This window comes from Mesorhizobium sp. M0052 (assembly GCF_040323255.1).
Classification (GTDB): domain Bacteria; phylum Pseudomonadota; class Alphaproteobacteria; order Rhizobiales; family Rhizobiaceae; genus Mesorhizobium.
Genome location: NZ_JAMYUS010000014.1, coordinates 141,939 through 158,921 on the forward strand (window position 1 = coordinate 141,939; position 16,983 = coordinate 158,921).

Below are 16,983 nucleotides of genomic sequence, written 5' to 3' on the forward strand. Positions count from 1 at the left end.
GTGGGGGTGCGGCGCCAAGATACCCCCCACCCGCGCCTTCGGCGCGACCTCTCCACAAGGGGGAGGTAGGGGGACAGCGCCCTACTTCGGCCTCTTAAAGGCCTTGCGTTCCTTCTCCACCTGCTCCCGGCAAACACACCCCTCGAGATGGTCGTTGACCAGACCCATCGCTTGCATGAAGGCATAGACCGTCGTCGGTCCGACAAAGCTCCAGCCGCGCTTTTTCAACTCCTTCGAAATCCTGATCGAGACCGCTGTCGTCGGGTTGGCCCGCAGGTGGGCGAGGTCGACGATCTCCGGCCGCTCCTCCGACCCCGGCTCGAACTTCCAGAACCAGGCGGCCAGCGAGCCGAATTCATCCACCATTTCGCGCGCGCGTTTGGCGTTGTTGATGGTCGAGACGATCTTGCCGCGGTGGCGGATGATGCCGACATTGGCGACCAGGCGCTCGACATCCTCGTCGGTGAAGGCAGCGACCTTGTCGAAGTCGAAACCGGCGAAGGCCTCGCGGAAATTCTCGCGCTTGCGCAGAATGGTCAGCCAGGACAGGCCGGACTGAAAGCCTTCCAGGCAGATTTTTTCGAACAGCCTGCGGTCGTCGGCGACCGGCCGGCCCCATTCATGGTCGTGGTAGTGCAGATAGTCCGGCAGATTGCCGTGCCAGAAGCAGCGCGTGATCCCGTCGGAGCCGGTAAGCAGTCCGGTGTTGTCTTGCGCCATGGCCAATCCATCCGTTAACGCGCTTTCGCGCTGCATTTACCGCGGCTTTACCAGATTCCTGAACCCGGCGGTAACCACACCAAAAGGTTTACTGACAAAGCGGCATTTTACGCATTCCGATTCATGTTTCGGTTGCCGCTTCGCGCCAAGGATCGCGCAACCGGGGGCAAGTTCCGCCTCCGTCCGTTCGACGATCAAGGTGCGTTCCGATGAAGATCTTTTTGCGTTCCGTGCTCGGCGCCGTGGCCATTCTGGCCGCCGGCGTCACCTCCTCTGCCGCCAACGACCGCTATGCCGACAGGCCGCCGGTGATGGTGAGCCCGGACCTTTCCGCACCCTGGGTGCTGCAGCTTGGCCGGGCGCCCGGCATCGTGCGGCAGAGCCGACAGGTGGTCCAGCAGCCGCGACTTCGCTATGCGCAGCCGGCGCGACCCGATCGGGTGCGCACTGCTTCCGTGCAGGCGCCGGCCAAGCGCGTGGTGATGCGGCCGCAGATCAATCCGCTCTACCTGCCGCAGGAAGTCGCCTATGACGGCCCGCAGAAGCCGGGCACGATCGTCATCGATACGACGCAGAACTTCCTGTTCCTGGTCGAGAAGAACGGCAAGGCGCGGCGCTATGGCGTCGGCACAGGCAAGCCTGGCTTCGAATGGTCTGGCACGCACAAGATCACCAACAAGCGCGTCTGGCCGGACTGGCGCCCGCCAGCGGAGATGATCAAGCGCGAGGCCGCCAAGGGCCGCTACCTCCCGACCTATCTGGCCGGCGGCGAGGAAAACCCGCTTGGCGCCCGCGCGCTCTATCTCGGCACGACGGAATACCGCATCCACGGCACCAACCAGCCATGGACCATCGGCGGCTCGGTGTCTTCCGGCTGCATCCGCATGCGCAACGAGGACGTGGTTGACCTTTACGAGAGGGTCAATGTTGGAACGACCGTGGTCGTGATATAATCGGCTACCGAATCATCTGATCCAGAAGGTTAGACCTTCAGGATCGGGAAGAGTTTGCGGGGGACGGGCCGTGTGGGGATGCGGCCAGTCAGGAAAGGGCAGCCCGGGAAACCGCGCTGCCCTTTCTCTTTGCGGCTATAGCTGAGCCAGGCTGCGCCAGAACGTCGCGCCAGGGGGATGACGGTTCGCTTTCACGCTGCCTTGCCGCATTTCCCCTGCTATAGGGACGGCCAAACTCCCCTGCGCCAAACTCCGCTGCAAAGGTCCAGCCATGTCTCCGCCAGACGATAGCCGCTATCTCCGGGGCGGCCCGGTCGCCCAGCGCATCATGGCATCCGTGCGCGAGGATGCCGCCATCGCTACCGCCGAAGGTTTTCCGCCCAAGCTGGTGTCGATCACCGTCGGCGATACCGCTGCCGTAGATGTCTATGTGCGCAACCAGCGCGCCAAGGCCGCCCTTGCCGGCATCGGTTTCGAGGAGCGGCGGTTCCCCGCCGACATCAGCGCCGGCGAACTCGAGGCGGCGATCCACGGCCTGAACGCCGACCCGCGCGTCACCGGCATCATCATCCAGCGGCCGGTGCCGGCGCATATCCCGATCAAGACGCTGCAAGCGGCGGTGCATCCACTGAAGGACGTCGAGGGCATGCATCCGGCGTCGATCGGCAATATCGTCTACAATCAGCTCGACCTCGCGCCTTGCACGGCTGCGGCCTCGGTCGAGCTGCTCAAGGAAACCGGCCTCGACCTCAAGGGGCTCGAAGTCGTCGTCGTCGGCCATTCCGAGATCGTCGGCAAGCCGATTGCCTTCCTGCTGATGAGCGAAGGCGCGACGGTGACGGTGTGCCATCACATGACGCGCTCGGTGGCGGCACATGCGCGCCGCGCCGATGCGCTGTTCGTCGCCGTCGGCAAGCCGCGGCTGATCAAGGCCGACATGGTGAAGCCCGGTGCGGCCGTCATCGACATCGGCATCAATTCCGAGATCGGCCCGGACGGCACGAGCCGCATCGTCGGCGACGTCGACACCGAGAGCGTGAAGGAAGTCGCGTCCTGGATCACGCCGGTGCCGGGCGGCGTCGGCCCGATCACTGTGGCGATCCTCTTGCGCAACACAATGGTCGCGCTCAGCCGCCAGCGCGCGCGCTACCAGGCGACGTATGGCGTGGTGGACCGGCTGGCAGCGGAATAGCTGCTTACTCGGCGGCGACCAGGTTTCCTTCGGAGACGCCCTCCGGCTTCGGACCACCATAGGCCCAGTCGAGCAGCTTGATCGTGTGCACCACCGGCAGCTTTGCAGCCGAAGCGATCTGGGTGATGCAGCCGATATTGCCTGTGGCAACGATCTCCGCGCCGGTGGCCTCGATGTTTTTCACCTTTCGGTCGCGCAGCTTCTCCGAAATCTCCGGCTGCAGGATGTTGTAGGTGCCGGCCGAGCCGCAGCACAGATGGCCCTCGCGCGGCTCGCGCACGACGAAGCCGGCCTTGGCCAGCAACTCCTTCGGCTGGCGGGTGATCTTCTGGCCGTGCTGCATCGAACAGGCGGAGTGGTAGGCAACGACCGTGCCGGGCTTGCGCACCGGCTCCGGCAGGTCGAGGCTTGCGAGATATTCGGTGATGTCCCTGGCCAGCGCCGAGACCTTTGCAGCCTTGTCGGCATAGGCCGGATCGAGGCGCAGCATGAAGCCATAGTCCTTGATGGTGGTGCCGCAGCCGGACGCGGTGATGACGATGGCATCGAGCCCACCCTGGTCGATGGCGCGTGTCCAGGCATCGACATTCTGCCGGGCCGAGGCAAGGGCTGCTGCCTCGCGGCCCATATGATGGACCAGCGCGCCGCAGCAGGCCTCGCCCTCAGGCACCACGACCTCGACGCCGAGCCTGGTCAGCAATGCAATCGTCGTCTCGTTGATGGCGGGATCGAGCACCGATTGGGCGCAGCCGGTGAGGATGGCGACGCGGCCCTTTTTCGCTCCCTGCCCGGCATGGACGCCAGGAGAGGCCATTGGCGAGGCGGCGGGAATAGAGGCCGGCGCCAGCTTCAGCATAGCACCGAGCGGCTTCAAGGCTGGGACCTTTTCGAACAGGCCGATGAACGGCTTGCCCAACCTCGCCAGCTTCAGCGCGGCGCGAAAGCGCGCGGGGTAAGGCAGCACTAGGGCCAGCAGGGCGCGGGTCAGCCGGTCGAGCAGCGGCCGCCTGTAAGTCTCCTCGATATGGGCGCGGGCATGGTCGACCAGATGCATGTAGTTGACGCCCGACGGGCAGGTCGTCATGCAGGCGAGGCAGGACAGGCAGCGGTCGATATGGGTGACGATCTCCTTGTCGGCGGGACGGCCGTTCTCCAGCATATCCTTGATCAGGTAGATGCGCCCGCGCGGTGAATCCAGCTCGTTGCCGAGTGTGACATAGGTCGGGCAGGTGGCGGTGCAGAAGCCGCAATGCACGCATTTGCGCAGGATCTTCTCCGATTCCGCGACATGCGGATCGGCGAGCTGGGCAAGGGAGAAATTGGTCTGCATCGCGTTAGCCCTGGGCCATGCGGCCGGGATTGAGGATGGCCTTGGGATCGAACTCGGCCTTGAGCCTAGCCGACAGGGCGGCCAGATGCGGCGCCTGTGGCTCGAACACCGGCACGGCGGCGCGATGCGCGGGCGCGGCGCGCACCAGCGTCGCGTGGCCGCCGCCATGTTTTCTGATCAGCCCGCGCAGCAGGGCGGCCTCGGGATCGCCCTCCTCCATGCGCAGCCAGACCAGCCCACCCTGCCAGTCGTAAAAGGCGCTGACGCCGATCTGCATGCGCAGCGTCAGTACCATCTGGTGGGCCTGGGACGGCGCCATCGAAACGCGCCAGACCGGCTTTTCACTGCCGTCGGCGAAGGGAGCGCAATCCCTGATATCACGCCAAAGGGCATGCGAGGCCTCGCCGGCAATGTCCTGCAACGGGCCGGCATTTTTCAGCAGGGTTTTCAGTGCCTCGATGCGATAGGCGACCGAAGGGCCGAACCCTTCGACGCGCAGCAGCGTCGCGGCGTCAGTGCCGAGCGCGCCGTCGGCGACACGCGCGGCGATCCGCTCCGGCAGATGCGCGGCGCTCGTCACTTCGGCGCTGGAGCCGAGCGCCAGCGCCATGGCGGCGGCCGCCGCATCGTCGAGCAGGCCACGCACGGCAAGCGTGACCTCGGTCTCGGCCGCCGGCAACACCTTGAAGGTGACGTCGGTGAACACGGCCAGCGTCCCCCAGCTGTTGGCCATCAGCTTCGACAGGTCGTAGCCGGTGACATTCTTGACGACGCGGCCGCCGGACTTGAAAGCCTCGCCGCGGCCGGCAACGGCGTTGATGCCGAGGATGTGGTCGCGCGCGGCGCCCGCCTTCAGCCGGCGCGGGCCGGACAGGTTCGCGGCAAGCACACCGCCGATCGTGCCTCTTCCCTTGATGCCGCCGAACAATGGGCCGTAGTCCATCGGCTCGAAAGCAAGTTGCTGGCCGTTTTCGGCGAGCAGGCTTTCTATATCGGAAAGCGGTGTGCCGGCCTTCGCCGACAGCACCAGTTCGGCCGGCTCGTAGAGCGTGACGCCGGTGAGTTTTGAGAGATCGAGCGTGTGCTCGGTTTGCGATGGCCGACCGATGCCGCGCTTGGAGCCGTGGCCGATGGTCTCCAGCGGCGATTCCTCCGCAGCCGCCCATTGGACGGTGGAGAGGACTTCGGTGGACGAGGTGGGAGTGAAGGTGGTCATGGCGACGCGCCGCTTGCGAGTGCAGAGACGTCGAGTTCCTTCGTGCCCCCCTCTGTCCTGCCGGACATCTCCCCCACTTGGGGGGAGATTAGCAGCTTTGGCGACCGCGCCTCTCTAGCAACGTCGAAGATTGGCGAAGGCAGAGATGACTGGTGATCTCCCCCCTTGTGGGGGAGATGTCCGGCAGGACAGAGGGGGGCGCGAAGGATCGCCGACGTGAGACATTCCGCCCCCATCAAAACCTCGGAATATCCGGAAACGCGACCTGCCCGCGATGCACATGCATGCGTCCAAGCTCCGCGCAGCGGCGCAGTTGCGGGAACACTTTTCCCGGGTTGAGCAGATGGTTGGGATCGAAGGCGCATTTGACGCGCATTTGTTGGTCGAGGTCGATCTGGTTGAACATCTCCGGCATCAAATCGCGCTTCTCGACGCCGACGCCGTGCTCGCCGGTCAAGACGCCGCCGACCTTGACGCAGAGCCGCAAGATGTCGGCGCCAAAACTTTCCGCCTTGTCGAGTTCGCCCGGCACGTTGGCGTCATAGAGGATCAGCGGATGCAGATTGCCGTCGCCGGCGTGGAAGACATTGGCGACGCCGAGGCCGTATTTCTCCGACAGTTCGCGCATGCCGGCGAGCACACCCGGCAATTCCTTGCGCGGGATGGTGCCATCCATGCAGTAATAGTCGGGCGAGATGCGGCCGACCGCCGGGAAGGCCGCCTTGCGACCGGCCCAGAAGCTCAGCCGCTCCTGTTCGGATTGCGAGACGCGGCATGTGGTGGAGCCGTTCCTGTAGGCGATCGCTTCGACGAGACCGATCAGGTGATCGACCTCGACGCCCGGCCCGTCGAGTTCGACGATCAGCAGCGCCTCGACATCAAGGGGATAGCCGGCGTGGACGAAATCTTCCGCGGCATGGATCGCCGGCCGGTCCATCATCTCCATGCCGCCAGGGATAATGCCGGCGCCGATGATGTCGGCGACGCATTGGCCGCCCTGCTCGCTGGTCGGAAAGCCGATCAGCAGAGCACGGGCCGTCTCTGGCTTTTTCAGGATGCGCACGGTGACCTCGGTGACGACGCCGAGCAGGCCTTCGGACCCCGTCATGACGCCGAGGAGATCATAGCCTTCCGAGTCCAGATGATTGCCGCCAAGCCGCACCACCTCGCCGTTCATCAGCACCATCTCAATGCCCAGCACATTGTTGGCGGTCAGGCCGTATTTCAGGCAGTGCACGCCGCCGGAATTTTCAGCGACATTGCCGCCGATCGAGCAGGCGATCTGGGAGGATGGATCGGGCGCATAGTAGAAGCCCTCCTGCTCGACGGCGGTGGTGATGCCGAGATTGGTGACGCCGGGCTGAGCGACGACGACGCGATCGGGATAGTCGATGGCAAGGATGCGGTTGAAGCGGCTCATGACCAGCAGCACGGCATCCTCGAGCGGCAACGCGCCGCCGGAGAGCGAGGTGCCGGAGCCGCGCGGCACGACACGGATGTTGCGGTCGTTGCAGTATTTCAGCACCCGCGACACCTGCGCCACCGTTTCCGGCAGCACCACGACCAGCGGCAATTGCCGGTAGGCGGTGAGACCGTCGCTTTCGAAGGCGCGCATTTCGTTGGTGGCGTCGACGACGCCCTCGCCCGGCACGATGATGCGCATATCGGCGACGATCTCTGCGCGCCTTCGCATCGTGGCGTCGTCTGGCTTGGGCATGACAAGGCCGGACATTGGCGGCGTCCTCCGCTTGGCTGGTAAAAAACTTTTACCAGTTACATCCGGATGTTGCAAACACCGCGTCGGGCAAAGAGCGTACTGCCAGCCTTCCGCAGCGGCAATCTGCCGCTATGGATCTTAACCCTCCCCCTTGTGGGGAGGGTCGCGAACGCAGTGAGCGGGGTGGGGGTCCGCGCGACGAAAGCTCTTTACGAGCACCCTCACCCCGATCCGCTATGCGGATCGACCCTCCCCACAAGGGGGAGGGTAAAGTGCGCTCCTACTCCCCCGGATGTTTCGCCGGCTCGGAGTGCATCCGCCTGACTCGCCGCACGCCCCACCAGACCAGCAGGATGGCGACCGGCACCGCCGCGGCAGTGACGATTTCGGGTGCAAAGGCATGGCCGAAGATCGATGCGCCCTTGGCGAGATAGGAGATCAGGCCGACGACATAGTAGGACACTGCTGCCACCGACAGGCCCTCGACCGTCTGCTGCAACCGCAGTTGCAGCCGGGCGCGGTTGTTCATCGACGCCAGCAGATCGCGGTTCTGCTTCTCGACCTCGACATCGACCCACGTGCGCAGCAGCGTCGTGGCGCGGGTCAGTTTTCGCGACAGGTTGGCCTGGCGCTCCTCGACCGACCGGCAGGTGCGCATGGCGGGTGCCACCCGCCGCTGCAGGAAGCCACGCCAGGTGTCGTAGCCGGGCACGGCTTCTTCCTCCAGCGCTTCCAGCCGCTCGACAACGATGCCGTCATAGGCGCGACTGGCGCCGAAGCGATAGAGGCTGGAGGCGGCATCAGCCTCGAGTTCAGCGGCAAGCTCGGTCAGGTCGGCGAGCAGCGTCTGGCTGTCGCGGGTTTCAGCGGCCTTCATTTCCAGCGTGGTCTGCGCCAGCCGGTCCTCGATGCGGCGGGCGCGGCCCGACAGCGTCAGCGCCAGCGGCAGGCCGAGCATGGCAAGCGTGCGATACGTCTCGACGTCGATCAGCCGCTGCGACAGCGCGCCGGTCCGCGCCGGCGTCAGGCCGCGATCAAGCACCAGGATGCGGGTCAGGCCGTCGCCGTCCTGGCGGAAATCGGTGACGATGGCCGCATTGCCGCGCTCGACCAGCGAATAGCAGAGGCTCGTCGGGTCGAAGGCCGCAATCAGCTTCTCGCTTGCCGGCGTCCATTTGCGGATCTCCAGCCTTATGCCTGAGATCACCGTTCCCGGCGGCGAGAACCCGTTGCCGAAAGGAGAATCCTCCTGCGCCCTGCCGCTTTCGGCAAGCGGCCCTTCCCAAAGATAGGTCGAGAATTCCGTATGCCGCTCCCAGCGCAGCGTACCCTTGCCCCACTTCATGGCGTGGTGGCGGGCATGACGGTCGGGCGCCGCGATGCCGAGGCGCCGCGACAGTTCGGAGAGCACGGCCATGTCGACGCCGGAGCCGCCCTCGGTCATGAAGGCGAGTTGCACAAGCACGCGCGGCTTCTCGATCAGCGGATGCGGCCGGGCATGGACCTCGCCGATCGCGCCGGGCCGTCCCTCATGCGCGGGAAAGCCCATCACGCTGCCCTGGGCGCGCGGCTGGAATTCGAGGTTGGACGTCTCGTCCGACACGGTGGTCCCCCTGTTCTCGACCCTTCGTGTGATGGCGTCCTCTAAAGGCAATCCATGAGGCGCGTAAACACCAAAGTCTAGCATCGTAGGTCCTGCCGGCGCGACGCGCAGACCGACCCGATTGGGCAAATTGGATAAATAATTTGACCAGTTGGCGACGCTGGCTTTATCTTGCGCGACGCCGGTTCAATTTCCCAGGCCCCCGTTGAGCGATATTTTCTCCAGGATCGAGCATTCGCGCACCGCCGACGAGGTGGTGCAGCAGATCGAAAGCCTGATCCTTGAAGGCGTGCTGCGCACCGGCGACCGGCTGCCGGGCGAGCGCGAGCTGGCGCGCCAGTTCGACGTGTCGCGGCCGATCCTGCGCGATGCGCTGAAGGCGCTGGAAGGGCGCGGGCTGCTGATCACCAAGGCCGGCGGCGGCACCCATGTCGCCGACGTCATCGGCCAGTTGTTCACCAAGCCGGTGACCGACCTCGTCTCCATGCACCGCAAGGCGGTGACCGACTATCTGGAATACCGCCGCGAGATCGAAGGTGTTGCGGCCGAATATGCGGCGCGGCGCGCGACAGCGGACGACATTGCGCTGCTCGACCGCATCATGGCGCGCATGGACGAGGCGCACCGCACCGGCGATTTCGACGACGAGGCGGAAATCGACGTCGAGTTCCACCATGCTGTGTGCGAATGCGCGCACAACATCATCCTCTTGCACACACTGCGCTCCTGCTACCGGCTGCTGTCTGAAGGCGTGTTCCAGAACCGGCTTCTGGTGTTCAGCGTGCCCGGAGCGCGCGAGGCGCTGCTGGCCCAGCACGGCGCGATCTACAAAGCCGTGAAGGCCGGCGATCCCTCAGCTGCCCGCCAAGCGGCGATGGACCATATCTCCTATGTCGAACGCTCGATGCTCGAGGCCGAACGCAGCGGCGACTGGCAGCGCGTGTCGCGGCTCAGGCTTAAGCAGCGCTCCGACGCCGACGACGGCTTCAAGACGACTGGCTAACGAGGAACCACCATGAGCGACATCCTCACCATTGCCGATCTCAAGGACCTGGCACGCCGGCGGGTGCCGAAGATGTTCTTCGACTATGCCGATTCCGGCGCCTGGACGGAAAGCACCTACCGCGCCAACGAGGAGGATTTCGGCAAGATCAAGTTCCGTCAGCGCGTGCTGGTCGACATGAGCAACCGCTCGCTGGAATCGACCATGATCGGCGAGAAAGTGGCGATGCCGGTGGCGCTTGCCCCAACTGGAATGACCGGCATGCAGCATGCCGATGGCGAGATGCTGGCGGCGCAGGCGGCAGAGGAATTCGGCGTGCCGTTCACGCTGTCGACGATGAGCATCTGCTCGATCGAGGATGTCGCGTCGGTGACGAAGAAGCCGTTCTGGTTCCAGCTCTACGTGCTTCGCGACAAGGATTTCGTGCTCGACCTGATCGACAGGGCGAAGGCTGCAAAATGCTCGGCGCTGGTGTTGACGCTCGACCTGCAGATCCTGGGGCAGCGCCACAAGGATGTCCGCAACGGGCTGTCGGCGCCGCCCAAGATGACGCTGGCCAACATTGCCAACATCGCCATGCGGCCGCGCTGGCTGATGGGCATTGCCGGCACCAAGCGCCGCACCTTCCGCAACATTGTCGGCCATGCCAAGGGCGTCGGCGACGTCGCTTCGCTGGCATCGTGGACGACGGAGCAGTTCGACCCGCACCTGTCGTGGAAGGACGTCGCCTGGATCAAGGAGCGCTGGGGCGGCAAGCTGATCCTGAAAGGTATTCTCGACAAAGAGGACGCGCTGATGGCGGTCGAGACCGGCGCCGACGCCATCATCGTTTCCAACCATGGCGGGCGCCAGCTCGACGGCGCATCGTCGTCAATCATGGCGCTGGAGGAGATCGCCGATGCCGTCGGCGACAGGATCGAGGTGCATATGGACGGCGGCATCCGCTCGGGCCAGGACGTGCTGAAGGCGCTTTGCCTCGGCGCCAAGGGCACCTATATCGGCCGCCCGTTCCTGTACGGGTTGGGCGCCATGGGCAAGCAAGGCGTGACCCTGGCGCTGGACATCATCCGCAAGGAGATGGACATCACGCTGGCACTGTGCGGCAAACGGCTGGTGACCGAGATGGGCAAGGACCAGTTGCGGCGATAGGGTCTTGTTCACCGATTAGACCCTAGCTTCGCTGGATCACGGAGACGAAGCCGCCTTGACCGAGACCGGCATCCACTACCTCGACGCGCGCGCGCCCGATGGCATGCGCCTCTATGCGATCGGCGACGTGCATGGCCGGCTCGATCTGCTCGCCGCCATGCATCGCCGCATCGAGAGCGAACTCGAATACAAGCCGACCAGCGATTGGCGCGTCATCCACCTCGGCGACTATGTCGACCGCGGACCAGAGTCCAAGGGCGTCATAGACTTCCTGATCGAGGCGCAGAAACGCGATCCACGGCATCTGATGCTCGCCGGCAACCACGATATCGGCTTCCTCGATTTTCTCGACGAGCCTGACCCGGAAGGGCTGTTCATCCGCTATGGCGGCGTGCAGACGGCACAATCCTATGGCGTCGACCTAGCGGGACACGCAAGCTGGTTCGGCAAGGCCGAGGCGTTACGGCGGGGACACCAGGCACTGGTCAATGCTGTACCGCAAGCCCATGTCGACTTCCTGCGGTCGCTGCAATTGTCACTGATATCAGGTGATTTCTTCTTCTGCCATGCTGGCGTCAGGCCTGACGTGCCGCTGGAGAGCCAGAGCCCGCAGGATCTGGTCTGGATACGCGACGTCTTCCACAACCATCCAGGGCTTTACCCGAAGGTGATCGTGCACGGCCACACACCGGTGCCGGAGGCGGAGGTGATGCCGAACCGCGTCAATGTCGACACGCTCGCCTGGCAGTCAGGCATGCTCAGCGCGCTCGCCGTGGACGGCGCGGACAAGCGTGTCCTGACTGTGCAGGGAAAAGCGTTTTAGCGAAGCGCGGCGGTGACGCCGTAGCCGTCGACGGCCTGATGGTTGTTGGCTGCATCGGCGGAATAAATGCCGAGACCGCACAAAACGATGGCAGACAGCATGACAAAGGACAGAAGCGCTGCTTTCACGGACGTCATCTCTAGTTGAGCTTCCTGCATCTGGGCACGAGGCGGTTACCAATGGGTTGAAACCGAGAATTCGTCTCAAAGTTTCGACGATTTCGCGCTTGTAGGTCGATTCTGTATCGGCGGTGTGTCGCGCGGATCACACAGAAGGTTCATCGCGGTTGCATTGCCGATGCATAGCGCGCGCCTTGTAGGATAGCGTTCGGCCACAAACCAAGGACGAAAGAAGTTGTCCCCGGCAGATTCCCCGCCGCGTGCCAATTATGCAACGGCCGCGCGTTGGCTGGGTTCAGATCGTCGCCACCCAGGCGCGGGCAATGGCCAAGCCCGCGGCATCAGCCTCGGGGCCGTTGAGAGCCATTTCGCTGTCGAGGCGATCGTGCCAGTCGGGATGGCGATCGGCAATCAGCGGCGCGAAGGACGTGCTCCAGTCCCTCACCATCGGCCGGTCGGCCTCGAAATGGAACTGGAAGCCGTAGACGGCGCGGCCGATACGGAACGCCTGGTTCTCAGCAATCTCGCTGCCGGCAAGCCGCACCGCATTTGACGGCAGCGCGAAAGTGTCGTCGTGCCATTCGAAGATGGGGAAATCCTGGGGAAGTGCGCCAAGCACCGGATCGGTTCTGGCGTCCGGCGTCAGCGATACCTTGTGCCAGCCGAATTCCGAGGCGGCGCCGATCTGGTTCTCACCGCCGAAAGTGCGGGCAACCAACTGGCTGCCCAGGCAGATACCGAGAACCGAGCGATCCTTGGCGGCGAAATCGCGGGTCAGTTCGAGCAGCGCCGGGAAATACGGGTAGTCATCGTCGGCCAGCGCATTCTGACCGCCGCCAAGCATCACCATGGCATCGTGTCCGGTCGCGTCGTCCGGCAGCGCATCGCCCTTGTAGGGCCGGCGCAGGTCGAGATCGGCGCCGGCTTCGGCGAGCGCGGCACCAACCTGGCCAAGGCCGGTGTTGTCGTAGTTCTGGACCACCAGCACCCGCATCGCAAAACCCTGCTGACATGAAATGACGCGACGAGCGATATCATGTCGCCCGTATTGCAGCCAAGATGCGTATTCGGGAGAGAGCTATGCCACTGCAGAACCGGGTCGATCCGTTCGGCGCCATCCATGCCATATCCGAGCGCGGCCTGTTCACCGGCAATCGCGGCATCATCCACGATCCTGAGACCAAGACGCTGCTGAAAAAGCGTTGGGCCTTGCCGGCCTGGATCATCTGCGTCTGCCAATTCCGCAATGTGCGGCGCGAGCCGATGGGCAGGAACAGGCCGGGCGGCAGGGCCGGCTGGACCGAGTTGTTCTTCCTCGACGAGGTGACGGCGCTGGCCGCCGGGCACCGTCCCTGTTTCTATTGCCGGCGTGAGCGAGCCACGGATTTTGTCGGGCTTTTCGGCAAAGTCTTCGGTGTAAACGAACCGCGCGCGCCAACGGTGGACAAGCGGCTGCACAAGGAGCGGCTGGCTTCCGGCGGCAAGCCACCTGATGTCACCATGGGAGAGCTTGCCGAATTGCCGGACGGAGCGATGATCGCGGATGGCGGCTCGGCCTATGCGCTGCGCGGCGGCAACGCGCTGCCCTGGTCGTTCGCAGGCTATGGCGATGCGGCGGCCTTCGACAGCCTTGCCGGCCGGTCGCTGCGCCTGCTCACACCGGCCACGACCGTTTCGGTGCTGCGGCACGGTTTTGAACCGGTGTGGCATCGTTCCGCCGAGACTTGACGCCAGGCACCGCCTCCCCCATTCCTCGGCGATGCGCGCCAATTACAAGATGCAGCGGCTGTTCGTGCCGGACGACCTCGCGGCAGGCATCGAATTCGATGCCGGCCAGCAGCAGAGCCATTATCTCACGCATGTGCTGCGGCTCGGCGAAGGCGCCGAGATCCTGGTCTTCAACGGCCGCGACGGCGAGTGGTCGGCGGCGATTGCCACCAGGTCGAAAAGGGCGGTGCGGCTGAAGGTGCTGGCCTCGCAGAGACCGCAACCGCCCCTGCCTGACCTGATCTATTGCTTTGCGCCGCTGAAACAGGGCCGGCTCGACTATCTCGTGCAGAAGGCGGTCGAGATGGGCGCCGGCATCCTGCAGCCGGTGATCACCCAGCACACGCAAGTGGCAAAACCCTCCATCGACCGGCTGCGCGCCAATGTCGTCGAGGCGGCCGAGCAATGCGGCATACTGGCGGTGCCGGAAGTGCGCGAGGCCGAGAAATTCGAGCGCCTGCTCTCCGGCTGGGACAAGGAACGCCGGCTTATCTTCTGCGACGAGGATGCCTCGACCAACAACCCGCTGCCGGCATTGCAGGCAATACCTGAGAGGAAGCTGGCGCTGCTGGTCGGGCCGGAAGGCGGCTTTTCCGATGACGAACGCAAGATGCTGCGGGCGCTCCCCTTCGTCACTGCCATCCCGCTCGGACCGCGCATCCTGCGCGCTGACACAGCAGCTGTAGCGGCGCTTGCGGTGATGCAGGCGACGGTCGGAGACTGGTAAGAAGCGTAAAGATCAATTCCTGTTGACCTGTGGCTCAGGATTTTTCGCTTGATCGGCTGCTGACATTTCGTCCATTTAGCGCCGGCGGGCTCCGAGAGCCGCAGAGGGGGCCCCATGGCGCGCGACACAACCGATTTCCGGCCAATCGAAGGCATCGACGAACTGGTCGAACATCTGGCCGAAGGCAACAAGCCGCGCGACAAGTGGCGCATCGGGACCGAGCACGAGAAGTTCCCCTTCTATGTCGACGGCAACGCGCCGGTGCCCTATGGCGGCGAGCGCGGCATCCGCGCCATCCTCGAAGGCATGCAGCAAAAGCTCGGCTGGGACCCGATCATCGATGACGGCCGCATCATCGGCCTGGTCGAGCCGACCGGCCAGGGCGCGATCTCGCTCGAGCCGGGCGGCCAGTTCGAGCTGTCGGGCGCGCCGCTGGAAACGATCCACCAGACCTGTCGCGAGGGCAATGCGCATCTGGCGCAGGTCCGCGAGATCGCCGAGCCGATGGGCATCCGCTTTCTCGGCCTCGGCGGCAGCCCGAAATGGTCGCTGGCCGAGACGCCGAAAATGCCGAAATCGCGCTACGAAATCATGACCCGCTACATGCCCAAGGTCGGCACCAAGGGTCTCGACATGATGTATCGCACCTGCACCATCCAGGTGAACCTCGACTTCGAAAGCGAAGCCGACATGCGCCGCAAGATGCAGGTGTCGCTGAAGCTGCAGCCACTGTCGACGGCGCTGTTTGCCAACTCGCCCTTCACCGACAGCCGGCCGAACGGACTGCAGAGCTGGCGCGGCGACATCTGGCGCGACACCGACAACCAGCGCTCGGGCCTGCTCGAATTCTGCTTCTCGCCCGAGTTCGGCTTTGCCGACTATGTCGAATGGGCGCTCGACGTGCCGATGTATTTCGTCATCCGCGACGGCCACTATCACGACATGACGCACATCACCTTCCGCCAGTTCATGGCCGGCGTTGCCCGCAATGAAGTACCGGACGGACTGCCCACCATGGGCGACTGGGCGAACCATCTGTCGACCCTGTTCCCTGACGTCAGGCTGAAGCGCTTCCTCGAAATGCGCGGCGCCGATGGCGGGCCGTGGCGCCGCATCTGCGCGCTGCCGGCCTTCTGGGTCGGGCTGCTCTATGACGAGGCCGCGCTCGACGCCGCCGAGGCGCTGACTTCGAGCTGGACCTATGAAGAAACGCTGGCGATGCGCAATGCGGTGCCGGAACAAGGCATTTCCGCGCCGTTCCGCAACACGACGCTGCGTGAGATCGGCCGCGATGTAATGACGATTTCGCGCCTTGGGCTGAAAAATCGCGGCAGGAAGAACCGCGACGGCTATGACGAGACCTCGTTCCTCAACACGCTGGACGAAGTCGTGGCGCGCGGTACCACCAGTGCCGAGGAAATGCTGTCGGCCTACCACACGCGCTGGGGCGGCTCGATCGAGCCGGTGTTCATGGAATATGCGTATTAGCGTCGCGCCTTGAGCAGCGGCAAAAGCCGCTTCAATCGAACATCGAAACGAACTAGGTTCTCCCTCGAGGATTTCCCGGAGGAGAAACCGATGCCTACCTTGTTCGACATATTGGCGCAGGCGCAGAACGGCAACGGCATGCAGGCGCTTGCCCAGCAGTACGGGCTTTCCATGCAGCAGACGCAGGCGGCTGTCGCCGCTCTGCTGCCGGCCTTCTCGCAAGGGCTGCAACGCAACACCGCCGATCCCTATGGGCTAGGCGCCTTCATGACGGCGATGGCGAGCGGCCAGCACGCCAAATACTTCGAGGACGCGACCAGGGCTTTCTCACCGCAAGGCGTCAATGAGGGCGATGGCATTCTGGGTCATCTGTTCGGCTCGAAGGAGCTGTCGCGCGCGGTGGCCAGCCAGGCCGCGCAGGCGACCGGCGTCAGCCAGCAGATCCTGCAGCAGATGCTGCCGGCCATCGCTTCGATGGTGATGGGCGGATTGTTCAAGCAGACGACAAACCAGTTGACCGGGGGGCAGATGCAGGCCGCCGGTGGCTTCGGCGGCGGCAGCAATCCGCTCGGCGAGATCATCGAACAGATGATGCGGCAGGCGGGCGGCGGGGCACAGCCTGCGCCGCAGCCAGCACCCAATTCTTACGGTGAGAACCCGCTGGGCAAAGTGCTGCAGGACATGTTCGGCGGCGGCGCCCAACAGCCGCAAAGCCAGCCGCAACAGGCGCCCAACCCATATGGCGACAATCCGCTGGGCAAGGTGCTGCAGGATATGTTCGGCGGTGGCGCGGCACAGCAACCGCAGGGCCGGCCGCAGCAGCCAACACAGCCGCAACAGACGCAGAGCCCTTACGGCGACAACCCGCTGGGCAAGATTTTTGAAGAGATGATGCGGCAAGGCGGTGGTGGCGGCTTCGGCCTGCCCGGTGGGCAGCCGGCGCCGCAGCAGCCGCAAGCACCCCAGCCGCGACAGGCACCGCAGGAGCGCCAGGCGCCGCAACCGCAGGCCAATCCGAGCGGCAGGCCACGCAATCCGTTCGACGATATTTTCGGCAAGATGTTCGAGACCGGCGCCCAGCAGCGCGACGACTATCAGAAGGGCGTGGAAACGATCTTCGACCAGTTCAAGCGGGACATGGACCGGCGGTAGTTGGTGGTAGTTGGGCGCTGACCT

Annotated in this window: 16 protein-coding genes; 9 read left to right on the forward strand and 7 right to left on the reverse strand. The window is 64.6% G+C overall.

Annotated features, from left to right (window positions below):
* Positions 1–81: 81 nt before the first annotated feature.
* The gene (locus tag NKJ77_RS20015) at positions 82–720 is read right to left on the reverse strand and encodes a DNA-3-methyladenine glycosylase I (RefSeq protein ID WP_023686832.1); all 639 of its coding nucleotides are present in this window, start codon (positions 718–720) and stop codon (positions 82–84) included.
* 209 nt (positions 721–929) lie between these two features.
* Between NKJ77_RS20015 and NKJ77_RS20020 the strand changes: the two genes are divergently transcribed.
* Both NKJ77_RS20020 and NKJ77_RS20025 read left to right on the forward strand, forming a co-directional pair.
* A complete protein-coding gene (locus tag NKJ77_RS20020) occupies positions 930–1,673 on the forward strand; it encodes a L,D-transpeptidase (protein WP_023686831.1) in 744 nt (247 codons plus the stop codon).
* A gap of 271 nt (positions 1,674–1,944) precedes the next feature.
* Positions 1,945–2,865 (forward strand): bifunctional 5,10-methylenetetrahydrofolate dehydrogenase/5,10-methenyltetrahydrofolate cyclohydrolase, encoded by a 921-nt coding sequence (locus tag NKJ77_RS20025; RefSeq protein WP_023670547.1) that lies wholly within the window; start codon positions 1,945–1,947, stop codon positions 2,863–2,865.
* 4 nt (positions 2,866–2,869) lie between these two features.
* On the opposite strand, the gene glcF is transcribed toward NKJ77_RS20025, so the two are convergent.
* The 4 genes from glcF to NKJ77_RS20045 form a co-directional block, all read right to left on the reverse strand.
* Complete coding sequence (glcF, locus tag NKJ77_RS20030; RefSeq protein ID WP_023732343.1) at positions 2,870–4,195, reverse strand: glycolate oxidase subunit GlcF; 1,326 nt, start codon at positions 4,193–4,195, stop codon at positions 2,870–2,872.
* 4 nt (positions 4,196–4,199) lie between these two features.
* Positions 4,200–5,411: an FAD-binding protein gene (locus NKJ77_RS20035; RefSeq protein ID WP_352535632.1), complete on the reverse strand. Its 1,212-nt coding sequence runs from the start codon at positions 5,409–5,411 to the stop codon at positions 4,200–4,202.
* Between the two features lie 235 nt (positions 5,412–5,646).
* Complete coding sequence (locus NKJ77_RS20040; protein ID WP_023686828.1) at positions 5,647–7,143, reverse strand: FAD-linked oxidase C-terminal domain-containing protein; 1,497 nt, start codon at positions 7,141–7,143, stop codon at positions 5,647–5,649.
* A gap of 265 nt (positions 7,144–7,408) precedes the next feature.
* Entirely contained in the window at positions 7,409–8,731 is a 1,323-nt protein-coding gene (locus NKJ77_RS20045) for a DUF3422 family protein (protein ID WP_352535633.1), read from the reverse strand.
* Positions 8,732–8,936: 205 nt separating this feature from the next.
* Between NKJ77_RS20045 and NKJ77_RS20050 the strand changes: the two genes are divergently transcribed.
* The 3 genes from NKJ77_RS20050 to NKJ77_RS20060 are packed head-to-tail and all read left to right on the forward strand — an operon-like array spanning position 8,937 to position 11,706.
* Positions 8,937–9,734 carry an FCD domain-containing protein gene (locus NKJ77_RS20050; protein WP_023815111.1) on the forward strand — a complete coding sequence of 266 codons (798 nt, stop codon included), beginning with the start codon at positions 8,937–8,939 and terminating at the stop codon, positions 9,732–9,734.
* 12 nt (positions 9,735–9,746) lie between these two features.
* A complete protein-coding gene (locus NKJ77_RS20055) occupies positions 9,747–10,883 on the forward strand; it encodes an alpha-hydroxy acid oxidase (RefSeq protein WP_023830454.1) in 1,137 nt (378 codons plus the stop codon).
* A 55-nt stretch (positions 10,884–10,938) separates the two neighbouring features.
* Positions 10,939–11,706 carry a metallophosphoesterase family protein gene (locus NKJ77_RS20060; protein ID WP_023830455.1) on the forward strand — a complete coding sequence of 256 codons (768 nt, stop codon included), beginning with the start codon at positions 10,939–10,941 and terminating at the stop codon, positions 11,704–11,706.
* On the opposite strand, the gene NKJ77_RS20065 is transcribed toward NKJ77_RS20060, so the two are convergent.
* Together NKJ77_RS20065 and NKJ77_RS20070 are read right to left on the reverse strand one after the other, a co-directional pair.
* Entirely contained in the window at positions 11,703–11,843 is a 141-nt protein-coding gene (locus NKJ77_RS20065) for a hypothetical protein (RefSeq protein WP_006206855.1), read from the reverse strand. The two genes, NKJ77_RS20060 and NKJ77_RS20065, sit on opposite strands and share 4 nt — an antisense overlap.
* Positions 11,844–12,120: 277 nt before the next feature.
* Positions 12,121–12,819, reverse strand: a complete 699-nt coding sequence (locus NKJ77_RS20070) for a type 1 glutamine amidotransferase (protein ID WP_023751995.1) — start codon at positions 12,817–12,819, stop codon at positions 12,121–12,123.
* An 86-nt stretch (positions 12,820–12,905) separates the two neighbouring features.
* On the opposite strand from NKJ77_RS20070, the gene NKJ77_RS20075 reads away from it, so the two are divergent.
* The 4 genes from NKJ77_RS20075 to NKJ77_RS20090 all read left to right on the forward strand — a co-directional run bounded on the left by NKJ77_RS20075 (position 12,906) and on the right by NKJ77_RS20090 (position 16,959).
* Positions 12,906–13,553 (forward strand): hypothetical protein, encoded by a 648-nt coding sequence (locus tag NKJ77_RS20075; protein WP_023830456.1) that lies wholly within the window; start codon positions 12,906–12,908, stop codon positions 13,551–13,553.
* 31 nt (positions 13,554–13,584) lie between these two features.
* A complete protein-coding gene (locus NKJ77_RS20080) occupies positions 13,585–14,319 on the forward strand; it encodes a 16S rRNA (uracil(1498)-N(3))-methyltransferase (protein WP_023715634.1) in 735 nt (244 codons plus the stop codon).
* 114 nt (positions 14,320–14,433) lie between these two features.
* Positions 14,434–15,807, forward strand: a complete 1,374-nt coding sequence (locus NKJ77_RS20085; protein WP_023670558.1) for a glutamate--cysteine ligase — start codon at positions 14,434–14,436, stop codon at positions 15,805–15,807.
* 90 nt (positions 15,808–15,897) lie between these two features.
* Positions 15,898–16,959, forward strand: coding sequence for a DUF937 domain-containing protein (locus NKJ77_RS20090; protein ID WP_023830457.1), 1,062 nt, complete (start codon positions 15,898–15,900; stop codon positions 16,957–16,959).
* The last annotated feature ends 24 nt before the right edge of the window (positions 16,960–16,983 follow it).